Annotated in this window: 13 protein-coding genes; 6 read left to right on the top strand and 7 right to left on the bottom strand. The window is 74.1% G+C overall.

What is annotated here, in order from left to right; all coding sequences use genetic code 11:
* Window positions 1–14 precede the first annotated feature (14 nt).
* On the bottom strand, window positions 15–644 hold the full coding sequence (locus ACI79H_RS17455) for a PH domain-containing protein (protein ID WP_456555684.1): 630 nt from the start codon (window positions 642–644) through the stop codon (window positions 15–17).
* Between the two features lie 31 nt (window positions 645–675).
* Window positions 676–1,530, bottom strand: coding sequence for a biotin--[acetyl-CoA-carboxylase] ligase (locus ACI79H_RS17450; protein ID WP_456555683.1), 855 nt, complete (start codon window positions 1,528–1,530; stop codon window positions 676–678).
* A gap of 96 nt (window positions 1,531–1,626) precedes the next feature.
* On the opposite strand from ACI79H_RS17450, the gene ACI79H_RS17445 reads away from it, so the two are divergent.
* From ACI79H_RS17445 to ACI79H_RS17430, 4 genes are all read left to right on the top strand, one after another.
* The gene (locus ACI79H_RS17445; protein ID WP_456555682.1) at window positions 1,627–3,255 is read left to right on the top strand and encodes an acyl-CoA carboxylase subunit beta; all 1,629 of its coding nucleotides are present in this window, start codon (window positions 1,627–1,629) and stop codon (window positions 3,253–3,255) included.
* Window positions 3,252–3,467, top strand: a complete 216-nt coding sequence (locus ACI79H_RS17440; protein WP_456555681.1) for an acyl-CoA carboxylase subunit epsilon — start codon at window positions 3,252–3,254, stop codon at window positions 3,465–3,467. Before ACI79H_RS17445 ends, ACI79H_RS17440 begins: the two co-directional genes overlap by 4 nt.
* Window positions 3,464–4,072 carry a Maf family protein gene (locus ACI79H_RS17435; RefSeq protein ID WP_456555680.1) on the top strand — a complete coding sequence of 203 codons (609 nt, stop codon included), beginning with the start codon at window positions 3,464–3,466 and terminating at the stop codon, window positions 4,070–4,072. The genes ACI79H_RS17440 and ACI79H_RS17435 overlap by 4 nt, the downstream gene beginning before the upstream one ends.
* An 84-nt stretch (window positions 4,073–4,156) precedes the next feature.
* The gene (locus tag ACI79H_RS17430) at window positions 4,157–5,917 is read left to right on the top strand and encodes an acetyl/propionyl/methylcrotonyl-CoA carboxylase subunit alpha (RefSeq protein ID WP_456555679.1); all 1,761 of its coding nucleotides are present in this window, start codon (window positions 4,157–4,159) and stop codon (window positions 5,915–5,917) included.
* Between the two features lie 78 nt (window positions 5,918–5,995).
* On the opposite strand, the gene ACI79H_RS17425 is transcribed toward ACI79H_RS17430, so the two are convergent.
* The 4 genes from ACI79H_RS17425 to mptB form a co-directional block, all read right to left on the bottom strand.
* A complete protein-coding gene (locus ACI79H_RS17425; protein WP_456555678.1) occupies window positions 5,996–7,705 on the bottom strand; it encodes a reprolysin-like metallopeptidase in 1,710 nt (569 codons plus the stop codon).
* A gap of 117 nt (window positions 7,706–7,822) precedes the next feature.
* Window positions 7,823–9,226, bottom strand: coding sequence for an NAD(P)H-quinone dehydrogenase (locus tag ACI79H_RS17420; protein WP_456555677.1), 1,404 nt, complete (start codon window positions 9,224–9,226; stop codon window positions 7,823–7,825).
* A 64-nt stretch (window positions 9,227–9,290) separates the two neighbouring features.
* Window positions 9,291–10,055: a polyprenol monophosphomannose synthase gene (locus ACI79H_RS17415; RefSeq protein WP_456555676.1), complete on the bottom strand. Its 765-nt coding sequence runs from the start codon at window positions 10,053–10,055 to the stop codon at window positions 9,291–9,293.
* Between the two features lie 35 nt (window positions 10,056–10,090).
* Window positions 10,091–11,599: a polyprenol phosphomannose-dependent alpha 1,6 mannosyltransferase MptB gene (gene mptB, locus ACI79H_RS17410; RefSeq protein WP_456555675.1), complete on the bottom strand. Its 1,509-nt coding sequence runs from the start codon at window positions 11,597–11,599 to the stop codon at window positions 10,091–10,093.
* A gap of 278 nt (window positions 11,600–11,877) precedes the next feature.
* On the opposite strand from mptB, the gene ACI79H_RS17405 reads away from it, so the two are divergent.
* Both ACI79H_RS17405 and ACI79H_RS17400 read left to right on the top strand, forming a co-directional pair.
* Window positions 11,878–12,393, top strand: a complete 516-nt coding sequence (locus tag ACI79H_RS17405) for a hypothetical protein (RefSeq protein WP_456555674.1) — start codon at window positions 11,878–11,880, stop codon at window positions 12,391–12,393.
* Complete coding sequence (locus tag ACI79H_RS17400) at window positions 12,390–14,846, top strand: LGFP repeat-containing protein (RefSeq protein WP_456555673.1); 2,457 nt, start codon at window positions 12,390–12,392, stop codon at window positions 14,844–14,846. Before ACI79H_RS17405 ends, ACI79H_RS17400 begins: the two co-directional genes overlap by 4 nt.
* Here the strand turns inward: ACI79H_RS17400 and ACI79H_RS17395 are convergent.
* Window positions 14,833–15,039 (bottom strand): hypothetical protein (locus ACI79H_RS17395; protein WP_456555672.1); only part of this gene is annotated, 207 nt, incomplete at its 5' end. The genes ACI79H_RS17400 and ACI79H_RS17395 overlap by 14 nt on opposite strands.

Raw genomic sequence — 15,039 nt, 5'->3', positions numbered from 1 at the left:
CCGGCACTCGCGCCTCAGCGGCCGCCGGACCGGTCCCGCCACCGGCGGCCGGGCGGGGCGACGTCCTCGTCGCCGTACCCCTCGTCGTAGCCGGCGTCGTCGGGCCAGGAGCCGGGGTCGTCGCGGATGTAGCTCGCGCTCTCCTGCGCCCGGCGGTCGGCGTCCTCCTCGATCATGTGGTTGACCAGCTGCTGCACGCCGTCGCTGTCGGGGATGTGCCGCAGGACTGTCGCACCGCTGTCGCCGGCCGTCTCGATGGTGAGCGTGCCGGAGTTCAGCAGCCGCTCCCCCAGCGTCTGGGTGTACGAGACGTCGGTGATCCGCGACAGCCCCAGGTCACGCCCCCGCCGGGCGAGGATCCCCTCGCGGAAGAGCAGCCGGTGCGTGGTGACGACGTAGTGCGTCGTGCGCCAGCGCAGCAGCGGGACCACGACGGAGACGACGAGCAGCACCACGGCGACGGCGAGCAGGACCATCCGGTAGATCCCCTGCTGGCGGCCGGCCGGGATCAGCGCCGCACCGAACGAGGTCGCGCCCACGATCAGCAGGAACCGCACGACCGGCCAGAACACCGTCCCCCAGTGGGGGTGCAGGTGCCGCACGACCTCTTCGTCGTGCGCGAGGAGCTTGTCCGGGTAGGGCACGACCCCAGGATGACCGAGCGGACCGCCCGGATCACGTCCCCGCGGGGCGTGTTCTCACGTGCTGGACGTCGCCGCTGGCCAGCTCCACGGTGCCGGCGGGGGTACGGACGACGAGCCGGCCGTCCCAGTCGACGGCCTCGGCGACGCCGTCGAGCAGCGAGCCGTCGGGCAGGTGCACCTGGACGGTGCTGCCGACGGTGGAGGACCAGCGCAGGTAGTCGGTGGCCAGGCCCGAGGACACCGGGTCGCCGAGGTGCTCGACCCAGCGCAGGTAGCGCCGCTCCAGGGCCCGCAGGAAGGCGAGCAGCACAGGTGCCCGGTCGACCGTCCCGCCGGTGACCGCGGCCAGCGAGGTGCCGGTCTCCGGCAGCTCCGCCGCCGTCGTGGAGACGTTGAGGCCCGTGCCGACGACGACGGCGGTCGGGCGGGTGGAGGAAGACGCCGTCTCCGCCAGGATCCCAGCGAGCTTGCGGCCGTCGCGGGCCAGCAGGTCGTTGGGCCACTTGACCGAGGCGAGCACGCCGGTCGACTCCCCCACCGCCTCGGCCAGCGCGACGCCGGTGAGCAGCGGCAGCCACCCCTTGCGCGCCGCCGGGACGTCGGGGCGCAGCAGCACCGAGACGGTCAGCCCCGCCCGGGGCGGGGAGGTCCAGACCCGGTCCAGCCGCCCCCGGCCGGAGACCTGGTGCTCGGCGAGCAGCACCGTCCCCTCGGGGGCGTCCTGCTGCGCGGCGGCGACCAGGTCGGCGTTGGTGGACCCCGCCTCGGGCACCACCGAGAGCGCCCGCCAGAGGGCGCTGTCCCGGGTCAGGGCCGCCTCCAGGGCCGCGCCGTCGAGCGGCGGGCGCTCCAGATCGGACCATCGGGGTGAGGAGTCGCCGGGCACTCCCCTACGCTACGGAACCCGTGACCGGGCGTGCGCGGTCAGGACGAGCACGGCGGCCCCGCCACCGCGGCCGAGGTGCGTGTGCGAGGAGGAAACGTGAGCGCGGCTGAACTCGAGAACGCCGGGGAGCAGGTCCCCGGCGACATCGACATCCACACCACCGCCGGGAAGCTGGCCGACTTCGAGCGCCGGGTCCAGGAGGCCCAGCACGCCGGGTCCGAGCGCGCGGTGGAGAAGCAGCACGCCGCCGGCAAGATGACCGCCCGCGAGCGGATCGAGGCGCTGCTGGACCCGGGCTCGTTCACCGAGTTCGACGAGTTCGCCCGCCACCGCTCCACGAACTTCGGCATGGACGCCAAGCGCCCCTTCGGCGACGGCGTCGTCACCGGCTACGGCACGGTCGACGGCCGGCCCGTCGCGATCTTCTCCCAGGACGTGACCGTCTTCGGCGGCGCGCTCGGCGAGGTCTACGGCGAGAAGATCGTCAAGGTCCAGGACTTCGCGATCAAGAACGGCTGCCCCGTCGTCGGCATCAACGAGGGCGGTGGCGCCCGCATCCAGGAGGGCGTGGTCTCCCTCGGCCTCTACGGCGAGATCTTCCAGCGCAACGTGCACGCCTCCGGTGTCATCCCGCAGATCTCGTTGATCATGGGCCCGGCCGCCGGCGGTCACGTCTACTCCCCCGCGCTCACCGACTTCATCGTGATGGTCGACAAGACCAGCCAGATGTTCATCACCGGGCCCGACGTGGTGAAGACCGTGACCGGCGAGGAGGTCACGCTCGAGGAGCTGGGCGGCGCCCGCACGCACAACACCAAGTCCGGTGTCGCGCACTACCTGGCGGAGGACGAGGCCGACGCCCTCGACTACGTCAAGGCGCTGCTGTCCTACCTGCCGAGCAACAACCTCGACCCGCTGCCGGCGCTGGACGTCCCCCCGGTCGAGACGGTGCTGCCCGAGGCGCTGACCGACGAGGACCTCGAGCTCGACACGTTCATCCCCGACTCGGCCAACACCCCCTACGACATGCACCAGGTCATCGAGCACGTGCTCGACGACGGCGAGTTCCTCGAGGTGCAGCCGCTGTTCGCGCCCAACCTGCTGATCGGCTTCGGTCGCGTCGAGGGCCGGCCGGTCGGCGTCGTCGCGAACCAGCCCACCCAGTTCGCCGGCACGCTGGACATCGACGCCAGCGAGAAGGCCGCCCGCTTCGTGCGCACCTGCGACGCCTTCAACATCCCGGTGCTCACCTTCGTCGACGTCCCGGGCTTCCTGCCGGGGACGTCGCAGGAGTGGGAGGGCATCATCCGCCGCGGCGCGAAGCTGATCTACGCCTACGCCGAGGCCACGGTCCCCAAGGTCACCGTCATCACGCGCAAGGCCTACGGCGGCGCCTACGACGTCATGGGCTCCAAGCACCTCGGCGCCGACGTCAACCTGGCCTGGCCCACCGCGCAGATCGCCGTCGTCGGCGCGCAGGGCGCGGTCGGCATCCTGTACCGCAAGGAGCTCGCGCAGGCCGAGGACCCCGACAGCCGCCGCGCGGAGCTGATCGCGGAGTACGAGGACACGCTGGCCAACCCCTACATCGCCGCCGACCGCGGGTACGTGGACGCGGTGATCCCGCCCTCGCACACCCGCGTGCAGGTGACCAAGGCGCTGCGGGTGCTGGCCAACAAGCGGCAGACCCTGCCGCCCAAGAAGCACGGCAACATCCCGCTGTGAGCCAGGACCAGCCCGCGATGCTGCGGGTCGTCAAGGGTGAGCCGTCGGCCGAGGAGCTCGCCGCGCTGACCGTCGTCGTGGCCGCCCTCTCGCAGCGGCGGGTGCGCCGTCGGCCGATCCCGGTCGGCGCCTGGGCGTCCTACGGCGACGCCCACCGCCGCCCCCAGGCCGCCGGCCACGGGGGCTGGCGCGCGGCCGGACGGTTCGCGTGACCGTCGACCGCCGGCTGGTCCTCGCCTCGGCCTCCCCGGCCCGCCTGTCGCTGCTGCGCCAGGCCGGGCTCGCGCCCGAGGTCGTGGTCAGCGACGTCGACGAGTCGGCGTACTCCGCGCCCCGCGTCGCCGAGGAGGTCGCGCTGCTGGCCGCGGCGAAGGCCGCCGCCGTCGCGAAGCAGGAGACCGACGCGCTCGTCATCGGCGCCGACTCGCTGCTCGAGTTCGCCGGCAAGCCGCTGGGCAAGCCGGCCGACGCCGCCGACGCCCGGGACCGCTGGCGCCGCATGTCCGGCCGCTCCGGCGTGCTGCACACCGGCCAGGCCCTGTTCGACGTCCGGGACGGCGTCGTCGCCAGCCGGGACATCGCCGTCGCCTCGACCGTCGTGTACTTCGCCGAGCCGACGCAGCCGGAGATCGAGGCCTACCTCGCGACCGGTGAGCCGCTCGCGGTCGCCGGCGCGTTCACCCTCGACGGCCTCGGGGCACCCTTCGTCCGCCGGGTCGAGGGCGACCCGGCCGCCGTCGTCGGGCTCTCGCTCACCGTGCTGCGGACGCAGCTGGCCAAGCGCGGCCTGGCGATCACCGACCTGTGGCGGCGCTGACCGCCGTCCTCGCAGCGACCTGGCCCGGGAGGGCCGGCGAGCCCTCACTACAGTCCGACCGGTCCACGGAAGAAGGAGAGCCCGGTGCAGAAGGTCCTGATCGCCAACCGCGGTGAGATCGCGGTGCGAGTCGCCCGCGCGTGCAAGGACGCCGGGCTGACCAGCGTGGCCGTCTACGCCGAGCCCGACCGGGACGCGCTGCACGTGCGCGTCGCGGACGAGGCCTTCGCGCTGGGCGGCACCACCCCGGGCGACTCCTACCTCGTGATCGACAAGATCCTCGACGCGGCGAAGCAGTCCGGCGCCGACGCGATCCACCCCGGCTACGGGTTCCTCTCCGAGAACGCCGACTTCGCCCAGGCCGTCATCGACGCCGGGCTGACCTGGATCGGCCCCTCGCCGCAGGCGATCATCGACCTCGGGGACAAGGTCGCCGCCCGGCACATCGCCACCAAGGCCGGCGCCCCGCTGGTGCCCGGCACCAAGGACCCGGTCGGCGGCGCCGACGAGGTCATCGCCTTCGCCGAGGAGCACGGCCTCCCGATCGCCATCAAGGCGGCGTTCGGTGGCGGCGGCCGCGGGCTCAAGGTGGTCCGCGAGAAGAGCGAGATCGCCGAGCTGTTCGACTCCGCCGTACGCGAGGCGGTCTCCGCCTTCGGCCGCGGGGAGTGCTTCGTGGAGAAGTTCCTCGACAAGCCGCGGCACGTCGAGGCGCAGGTCCTCGCCGACACCCACGGCAACGTGATCGTCGTCGGCACCCGCGACTGCTCGCTGCAGCGGCGCAACCAGAAGCTGGTCGAGGAGGCGCCCGCGCCGTTCCTCACCGACGAGCAGCGGGCCCGCATCCACTCCTCGGCCAAGGCGATCTGCAAGGAGGCCGGCTACCACGGCGCCGGCACCGTCGAGTACCTCGTGGGCGTCGACGGCTCGATCTCCTTCCTCGAGGTCAACACCCGCCTGCAGGTCGAGCACCCCGTCTCCGAGGAGACCAGCGGCATCGACCTGGTCCGCCAGCAGTTCCGCATCGCCGACGGCCTGCCGCTGGAGATCACCGAGGACCCCGAGCCGCGCGGCCACAGCATCGAGTTCCGCATCAACGCCGAGGACGCCGGCCGGAACTTCATGCCCGCCCCCGGCCCGGTGGACCGGCTGGAGATCCCGCAGGGCCCCGGCGTGCGCTGGGACTCCGGTGTCGAGACCGGTGGCGAGGTGGCCGGCGCGTTCGACTCGATGCTGGCCAAGCTGATCGTCACCGGCGCCACCCGCGAGGAGGCCCTGCAGCGGGCCGCCCGCGCGCTGGACGAGCTGGTCGTCGAGGGCATGCCCACGGTCATCCCGTTCCACCGCGCCGTCGTCCGCGACGAGGCGTTCACCAGCGAGCCGTTCTCCGTGCACACCCGCTGGATCGAGACCGAGTGGGACAACCAGGTCGAGCCCTACGGCGCCGCTCCGGCCGACGCCGAGGAGCAGGCCCCCCGCCAGACCGTCGTGGTCGAGGTGGGCGGGCGCCGGCTCGAGGTGTCGCTGCCCGCGGGCCTGGCGGCCGGTGGCGGGGGTGCCGCGGCCGGTGCCCCGGCCAAGCCCCGCAAGCGCGGGGGCGGGGGCGGCGGCTCGGCCGCGTCGGGCGACTCCCTCACCTCGCCGATGCAGGGCACCATCGTCAAGGTCGCCGTCGAGGACGGCGCGACCGTGGCCGCCGGCGACCTCGTGGTCGTCCTCGAGGCGATGAAGATGGAGCAGCCCATCACCGCGCACAAGGCCGGCACCGTAACCGGCCTGGCGGCCGAGGTCGGCGCCTCGGTCACCAGCGGCGCGGTCATCTGCACCATCGCCGACGCCGGGTAGCACCCCGGACGCACCGGAGGCCGGATCCGCCCGCGGGCGGGTCCGGCCTCCGTCGTCCGTGGGGACGGTGCCCGCGGGTCAGCGGCCCCGGAGCCGGCGCGCGCGGCGCACGACGAGGGTGGTCGCACCGGCCAGCGCCGCGCCGGCCACCGCCAGGAGCAGCCCGCCGGTCGGCAGCGACCCGGCTGCGGGCTCCAGCGAGGCGCCGGCGGCCACGACGTCGCCCGCGGGCGGCGTCCACGGCAGCGCGGCGGGCGGCTGCTCGGTGCCCGCGGCGTCCAGGGCCTCCGCGGTGCCCGCGACGGTGGCGTCCCGGCCGGAGCCCGCGCGCGTGCCGGGGAGGAGGCGGCCCGTGCCGGGGTCCCGGGGTGACTGCGGAGCGGCGGACCCGGCGGGCACCGGCGCCGTCGGCACCACGGACAGCGCCGCGCCGCCGTCGGCCAGCGAGGTGACCGTCACGGTGAAGTCCCCGCCGGAGAGCGCCAGCGGCACGCCGACGGGCAGCGCCGCCTGCAGGTCGGTGTCCCACCCGGCCGCCGCCGACGGCGTGCCGTCGAGCAGCACCGAGGTGTCGGGGAAGGAGGCGGCACGGCGCAGCAGGACGCCGGGCTCCAGCCGGTAGCGGTTCTCGGCGGGGCGGCCCAGCCACGCGTCACGGCCCGTGGGCGAGCGGTACTCCAGCCAGTAGGCGGTGCCCTCGGCGTCCACCAGCCGCAGCGCCCGGGTGCCGGTGCGCGCACCCAGCGGTCCCAGGACGACCTCGGTGGGGGCGTCGTGCACGCCCAGGTCCAGGGTCGCCCCGGCCGGCAGCACGCCCAGCAGCGCCGCCTGCGGCGCGCTCAGCGAGCCGAGCTGGCGCCAGGAGGCGCCCATGACGTCGTAGAGGTCGCGGTAGCCCGACGTCCGGCACTCCCCAGCCTCCAGGGTGCCGTCGCACTGCAGCCCCGAGGAGTGGGCGAGCCCGAGGTTGTGCCCCAGCTCGTGGGCGATGATCGACGGCAGCGCGTCGCGCACGTAGAGGCGGCCGCCCGACGAGGGTCCGGCACCGACCTCCGCCAGGGCGTAGGAGCAGCCGGCCTGCGCGGCGGTGCCGCTGCTCAGGTACAGCAGGAGGTGGCGGCCGGGTCCGGCCTCGAAGCCGACGGCCGCGGCCGCCTCGTCCCAGAGCGCGGTCGGGTCGGCGCAGCCGGCGGTGGTGCGGATCCAGTCGTGCGTGCCGGCCACGCCGAAGCGCACCGCCCCGCCGGTCTGCTCGGACCAGAAGTCCGAGACGGCGCCGGCGAGCGGGGTCACCACGTCCTGCACCGCGACGCCGGCGTCGGGCTGCGTGCCGGCCGGGGCCACGAGCACGACCGTCACCTGGTTGGTCACCGGGGCGCGCACCGGCGCCACCGCCGCGGGCGGGGTGACCGATCCGGTGGCCAGCACCTCCTGCGCGGGGGCCAGGCCGTGCTCGACGGCGCCCTCGTCGCGCACGTCGCCGCCGACGGTGAGCTCGACGGTGGCGCCGACGGGCACCCCGGAGAGGTCCTCGGTGGGCACGCGGACGGCGCCGTCCTCGGTCTCCACCCAGCTCAGCGGGGCGGCGGCCTCGTGGTCGTGGTCGTGCTCGTCGGGGCCCCTCTCCGCCCACGCCTGCACCAGCCGGCCGACGACGGGCGTGCCGCCCGGTTCGTCGGCGGCCGCGGCCGCCGTGACCGGGACGGTCGTGGACACGGCGACGGCGCCGGCCACGAGGACCGCGCGCAGCAGCGCGGTGGGACGGCGGGGAGCACGGTCGGGAGACATCCCCCCTTCCATCGGCGGTCCGCGCGCGCGTCGGCACCGACGGCCGCGGATCCAGCCGAATACGTGACCGCAGCAGTCACACGGCCACCGGCACCCTCCCGGGCACCGTGCGCCCCGCTACGCCAGGTGGTCGGCGCCCATGAGCCGCCGGCCGGCCTCGGTGATCGAGCCGGACAGCGACGGGTAGATCGCGAAGGTCTGCGCGAGGTCGGCCACCGTCAGCCCCTTGGTGACCGCCAGCGCGATCGGCAGGACCAGCTCCGACGCCCCGGGGGCCACGACCACGCCGCCCACGATGACGCCGGTCGAGCGGCGGGCGAACAGCTTCACGAAGCCGTCGCGCAGGTCGCTCATCTTGGCGCGCGCGTTGGTCGCCAGCGGCAGCCGCACGACCTCGATGTCATCGCCCTCGGTGACCGCGGCCTGCTGCACGCCGACGGTGGCGATCTCGGGGTGGGTGAAGACGTTGGCGGCCACCGTCTTGAGCTTGATCGGCGCGACGGCCTCGCCGAGGGCGTGCCACATCGCGATCCGCCCCTGCATGGCCGCCACCGACGCCAGCTGGAACACCCCGGTGACGTCGCCGGCGGCGTAGACGCCGGCCAGCGAGGTCCGGGAGACCCGGTCGACGACGACGTGCCCGGCCTCGCTGAGCGCGACGCCGCACTCCTCCAGGTTGAGCCCGCCGGTGTTGGGCACCGTGCCGACGGTCATCAGCGCGTGCGACCCCTCGACGGCGCGGCCGTCGGTCAGCTCGACGACGACGCCCTTGTCGGTCCGCCGCACGGCCGCGGCCCGGCCGCGCTCGAGCCGTCCGCCGCGGGACTGGAAGACCTCCTCGAGCACCTCGGCGGCGTCGGAGTCCTCGCCCGGAAGCACCCTGTCGCGGGAGGAGACGAGGGTGACCGGCACGCCCGCCTCGAGGTAGCCGGAGGCGAACTCCGCGCCGGTGACGCCCGAGCCGACGACGACGAGGTGCTCGGGCATCTCCTCGAGGTCGTACACGTCCCGCCAGTCGAGGATGCGCTCGTGGTCGGGCTCGGCCCCGGGCAGCACGCGCGGGTCGGCGCCGGTCGCGATGAGGACGACGTCGGCCTCGAGCTCCTCGGTCACCTCGCCGGCGGCGTCGACGACCTGCACCCGGTGGGCGGCCAGGCCGCGCAGCTCGTCGGAGAGCCGCCCCTGGCCCGCCAGGATGCGCACGCCCTCGGCCTCCAGGCGGGAGTGGATGTCGGCGGACTGGGCCACCGCCAGGCCGCGGACCCGCTGGTTGACGGCGGCGAGGTCCAGCCCCACCGAGGCCGGCTCCGCGCCGTGCACGCCCAGGACGGCCGAGTCGTGGACGGAGGTCATGGCGCCGGCCGCGGCGATGAGGGTCTTGGACGGGACGCAGTCGGTCAGGACGCTGGCGCCGCCGATGCCGTCGCGCTCGATCACGGTGACCTGGGCACCGAGCTGTGCGGCGACCAGGGCGGCCTCGTAGCCGGCCGGTCCGCCGCCGATGATGACGATGCGGGTCATGGGTCCTTCTCCACGTGCGGTCGGGGTTCGGGGACCATCATCCCCGCTCCGGTCCGCTGTGGCGTCAGCGCCGCCCGGCGGCGTCGTCCCCGCGGCGGCCGGAGGCGGCCGGCCGCGCCGAGGGGGCGGGGTGGCGCCGGATGCGCCACACCGCCGAGACGGCCTCGACCGCGATGCCGGTGTTCATCTTCGACTCGCCGAACTCGCGGTCCCGGAAGGTGATGGGCACCTCGACGACCCGCGCCCCCGATTGCAGCGCCCGGTAGGTGGTCTCGATCTGGTAGCCGTAGCCGTTGGCCTCGAAGGAGTCGACGTCCAGCCGGGTGAGCAGGTCGGTGCGCCAGGCCTTGAAGCCGCCGGTCAGGTCGCGCACCGGTGCCCGCAGCACGGTGCGCGCGTACAGGTTGCCCACCCAGGACACGGTGCGCCGGCTCCACGGCCAGTCGGCCACCTCGCCGCCGGGCACGTAGCGCGAGCCGAGCACGAGGTCGGCGTCCTCGATCGCGGCGAGCAGGGCGTCGATCGCGCGCGGGTCGTGCGAGCCGTCGACGTCCATCTGGACGACGACGTCCCAGCGGCCCTCGGCCAGCGCCCGCTTGAAGCCGGCGACGTAGGCGGTGCCCAGGCCCTGCTTGCCCGAGCGCTCCAGCAGCTCGACCCGGCCGGGGTGCTCGGCGGCGAGGTCCCGCACGATGCCCGCCGTGCCGTCGGGCGACCCGTCGTCGACGATGAGGACGTCGGGTGCGGCCGGTCGGGCGAGCACCGCCTCGACGTGCTGGCGCACGTTGTCCGCCTCGTTGTAGGTGGGCGTGACGACCAGGACGCGCACGGTTGTCCTCTTCTCTCCCGGAGCGGGGGCGGATGTCATCGGGCGGCCTCGGCGAGCGGGCGCCGCCGGAGCCGGCGCACGGCGACGTGGACCAGCCCGCCCGCGACGGCCACCCCGAGGACCCACAGGACCAGCTGGTCGGGACCCGGCCGCTCGTACAGGGCCAGCACCGGGTGCCCACCGGGCAGCACGGTGAACAGCAGCGCCACCGACCACAGCACCACGACCAGGCGCTCGGCCGCCACCCCGGCCGCCGCGAAGAGCATCGTCGACCAGACGAGGTACCAGGGCCAGACCACCGAGCCGGTCAGGATGACCGTCAGGGCGATCCAGGAGGTGACGCGGACCAGCCCCCAGCGCCGCAGCCGGGTCAGGAAGAGCAGGCTCAGCACGACCGCGACGACGATCCCGGCCTGCCGGGCACCGTCGACCGGCGGGTCCTGGGAGTCGAGCACGTAGGCCAGCGCCGTCGTCGGCGTCAGGGCCTCCAGCGCCTTGCCCGGGGTGTCCAGGTTCTCCAGGAAGGTCCAGCCGTAGCCGGAGAGCTGGACCGTCAGCGCGAAGGCCCCGGCCCCCAGTCCGCCGGCGAGCGCCAGGGCCCGCAGCCGGGCCGGCCAGGTCGTCTGGCGCCGGGCCCAGTCGACCCCGATGACCAGGACGACGATCAGCGCGGTGGCCTTGACCCCGGCCGCGGCCACGCACAGGAGGATGCCGAGCAGCGGGCGGCCCTTGAGCGCGAGCAGCAGCCCGGGCAGCAGCAGCCCGAGCATCAGGGCGTCGTTGTGGGCCCCCGAGACCAGGTGCAGCAGGACCAGCGGGTTGACCGCCCCCAGCCACATGGCCGCGGCCGGGCTGCCGCCCAGGTGCCGGGCGATGCGGCAGACCACGACCGCGCACACCGCCCAGGCGGCGACGCAGAGCGCCCGGATCGCGACCAGCTGGGCCAGCACGTCCTGGCCGAACAGCCAGGACAGGCCGCTGAGCAGCGCGACGAAGGGCGGGCTGTAGGGGGTGGGGCTGAACCGCCAGAACTCCTCCGCGCCCCGCACCGCCTCGATGTCGCCGAGGACGCCGGGACCCTCCTCGAAGGGGTCGACGCCGAGCTGCACCCCGTTGCCGATCGCGGTGTAGAACCACGGGTCGGCGGTGAACAGCGGCGGCCCGATGACCAGGGGCACCGACCAGACCAGGCCGAGGAGCAGGAGCCAGCGGGCCCGGACGCCCCGGCGCAGGGCCAGGCCGGCCAGCAGCCAGGCCGCCGCCCAGAGCCCGAGCGCCGCCGAGCTCCACCCGCGGGCGGTGTCGAACCCCAGCTCCTCCGGGCTCAGCTCGGGGTTGTCCTCGAAGAACCAGAGGTCCGGGGCCGTCAGGTGCAGCCCCAGCCCGTGGCCGGCCACGGCGAGGTAGGTGGTGGCGGCCAGGCCGAGCAGCCCGCTGAGCACCAGGAGGACGACGGTCCCCACTCCCGCGCGGGGAGGACCCGCGGGAGCGACGGCGGCCGCTCCGGTCGACGGCGCACCGGCCACGCTCGTGCTGACGGCCATCTCCCGACTGCTCCCGTTGGACCGGCTCTGCCCCGACACGTCGTCGGCCCGCCGACGGAAGGGCAGGAGCGCTGAGACTAACGCGCGGCCGGGGAGGCCTGTCATCCGAAGCCCGCTGAGGCCCTGGTCCGGCGGGCGCCACGAGCGTGTCGTCCCTCCCTTGCGTCACAGTGCGTGAGACCCTGCCTGCTGACCGTGGTCGCGAGTGGCTCGCCACCTGACTCCGGCGCCGCGTACGCACAGGTCGGCGTCACGATCTGACAGAGGGATACCGCTTCATGCACACCAGTCGACGCGCTGGCCGCCTCGCCGTCTGCGCCTCCGTCGCGCTCCTGGCCGCGTGCTCCTCCTCCACCGACGAGGCCTCCCAGGCGTCGTCGCTCTCGACGGTGCCGCCCGGCACCTACGGGCAGCCGCTGGACCCCTCGGCGCCCGATCCGACCGACGTCGCCATCGACCCGGCACCGAGCGCCGCCCCGACCACCGTGGCCCGCGGGGACGCCGCCGTCCAGATCACCTACTACGGCTGGAACCCCGGCAGCAGCGTGGTGGAGATCAACGGCTTCGTCCCCACCCTGGTCGAGGAGGGCGGGACCTGCACGGTGACTCTCACTCAGGCCGGCGCCAGCGTTACTGCGACGCGGGAGGCCACGCCGAACGTCACGAACACCGCCTGCGGCGAGCTGACCGTGCCCGGGGAACAGCTGGGGGCCGGCGCCTGGAGCGCCGTGCTCTCCTACGAGTCCGACGGCTCGTCGGGCGCCTCGGCGCCGGTCGAGGTGCAGGTCCCGTGACCGCCGCGCTGTCCCGCCTGCTGGTCGCCCTGGGGCTGATCGGCGCGGCCGTCGTCGCCCTCGTCGTCGCCCCGGTGGCCACGAGCACGCCCGCCGCGCCCGCGCAGGCCGCCGACCTCCGCTACTTCGACCCAGGCAACATCATCAGCGACGCGGTGTTCTTCGACGGCCTGGCCATGGACGCCGGCGCCATCCAGGACTTCCTGAACGCTCGCGGGGCCTCCTGCAGTGGCGGGACGGATGGCAGCGCGTGCATCAAGAACTACCGGCTCACCACCACCGACCGCGCGCCCGACGGCCTGTGCGCCGGTTACCAGGGTGCGGCCAATGAAAGCGCCGCGACGGTCATCGCCAAGGTGGCTGCCAGTTGCCGGATCAACCCGCGCGTGCTGCTGGTCCTGCTTCAGAAGGAGGTGGGTCTCGTCACCACGAAGAACCCCACCGCCAAGATGTACATGCGCGCCGCGGGCTACGGCTGCCCAGATTTCGCGAACGGCGCCTGCGACCCGGCCCAGGCAGGTCTGCAGAACCAGCTGTACCGCTCGTCCTGGAACTACCAGTACTACGCCGCCAACCCCAACCGGTACCAGTACAAGGCCGGCCGCAACAACACCATCCAGTGGCACCCGAACACCGGCTGCGGCAGCTCGACGGTCTACATCGCCAACCAGGCGACCGCCGGCCTGTACATCTACACGCCGTACCGCCCGAACCAGGCGGCGCTCAACGCCGGCTACGGCACCGGCGACGGTTGCTCCTCGTACGGCAACCGCAACTTCTGGAACTACTTCGTCGACTGGTTCGGCTCCACGCAGTCGCCCGGCGGGTCGGCCATCGACGCGAAGTACAAGCAGCTCGGCGGTGCGACGGGGCAGATGGGTGCCCCGACGTCGCCGTTCATCTGCGGCCTCACCAACGGTGGCTGCTTCCAGATGTTCACCCACGGCAGGATCTACTGGTCGCCGGCCACCGGTGCCTGGACGCAGTGGGGCGCGATCTTCGAGAAGTGGTTCAGCGCGGGCACCGAGTGGGGGGCGCTGGGCTACCCGGTCATGGACGTCGGCTGCGGGCTGATCGGCGGCGGCTGCTTCCAGCACTTCGAGCGCGGCTCGATCTACACCTCGCCCGCCACCGGCACCACCATGGTGCTCGGCGCCGTGCGGGACAAGTGGGCATCCGTGGGCTGGGAGAACTCGAAGCAGCTCGGCTACCCGACGCAGGACGTCGTGTGCGGACTCGTGGGCGGAGGCTGCTACCAGATGTTCGAGCGGGGCAACATCTACTCCTCCCCCGCGACGGGCACCCACTTCGTCAGCGACCCGGTCCGCCAGAAGTGGTACACCACCGGCACCGAGTGGGGATCGCTGGGCTACCCGGTCTCGAGCACGGCCTGCGGGCTCGCCGACGGAGGCTGCTACCAGCACTTCGAGCGCGGCTCGATCTACTCCTCGCCCTCCACCGGCACGCACCAGGTGCTCGGCGTCATGAAGGAGACGTGGGCGTCCGTCGGCTGGGAGAACTCGAAGCAGCTCGGCTACCCGACGCAGGACGTCGCGTGCGGACTCGTGGGCGGAGGCTGCTACCAGCTGTTCCAGCGGGGCAACATCTACTCCTCCCCCGCGACGGGCACCCACTTCGTCAGCGACCCGATCCGCCAGAAGTGGTACACCACCGGCACCGAGTGGGGGACGCTGGGCTACCCGGTCTCCAGCACCGCCTGCGGGCTCACCGGCGGAGGCTGCTACCAGCACTTCGAGCGCGGCTCGATCTACACCTCCCCCGCCACCGGCACGCACGTCGTGCGCGGCGTCATGAAGGACAAGTGGGCGTCCGTCGGCTGGGAGTTCTCCGCGCAGCTGGGCTACCCGGTCTCCGATGAGGTCTGCGGCCTCCGCGACGGAGGCTGCTACCAGTCCTTCGAGCGCGGATCGATCTACTGGACGAAGGCCCTGGGTGCCCGGCTGGTCACCGGACCCGTCCGGGCGCACTGGGCGGCACTCGGCAACGAGAACGGATTCCTCGGCTACCCGCTCCTCGACACGATGTGCGGACTCGTCGAGGACGGCTGCTGGCAGTCCTTCGAGGGCGGCTCCGTGTACTGGACCGCCGGCACGGGGACGCACGCGGTGCGGGGGCAGATCCGGACCGCGTGGCAGGTCACGGGCGCGGAGTGGGGCGCGCTCGGGTACCCGGTGATGGGCGAGATGTGCGGGCTGGTCAACGGCGGCTGCGGGCAGCACTTCCAGCGCGGCTCGGTGTTCTGGTCGCCCGCCACCGGGGCGCACCCGCTCACCGGGGCGATCCGGAACGCCTGGTGGGCCCAGGGGTCCGAGTTCGGCCCGTGGGGCTACCCGACGTCGGCGCCGCGGGACGTCCCGGGAGGCGTGGAGCAACGCTTCGCCGGCGGCACGGCCAGGCTGACCACCGCGACCGGCGCAGTCACGTTCGGCTGAGCCGTCCGACCGGATCCACCGACGGCGCCCCGCGACGACCCACGGTCGTCGCGCAGACCTCGCGGGCGGCCGACCAGCGCGCCTCGGACCGCTCGGCCGCGACGTGGGCGGCGTCCTCCTGGTCGCGGGTGACCACCGGGCCGCCGGGCCGGGCCGGCTCGGGGTGCTCGACCGAGCCGCAGACCGGGCAGCC

This window comes from Blastococcus sp. SYSU D01042 (assembly GCF_054050515.1).
The sequence above is the reverse complement of the archived record's forward strand: the minus strand, read 5'-3'. Positions and strand labels throughout refer to the sequence as shown.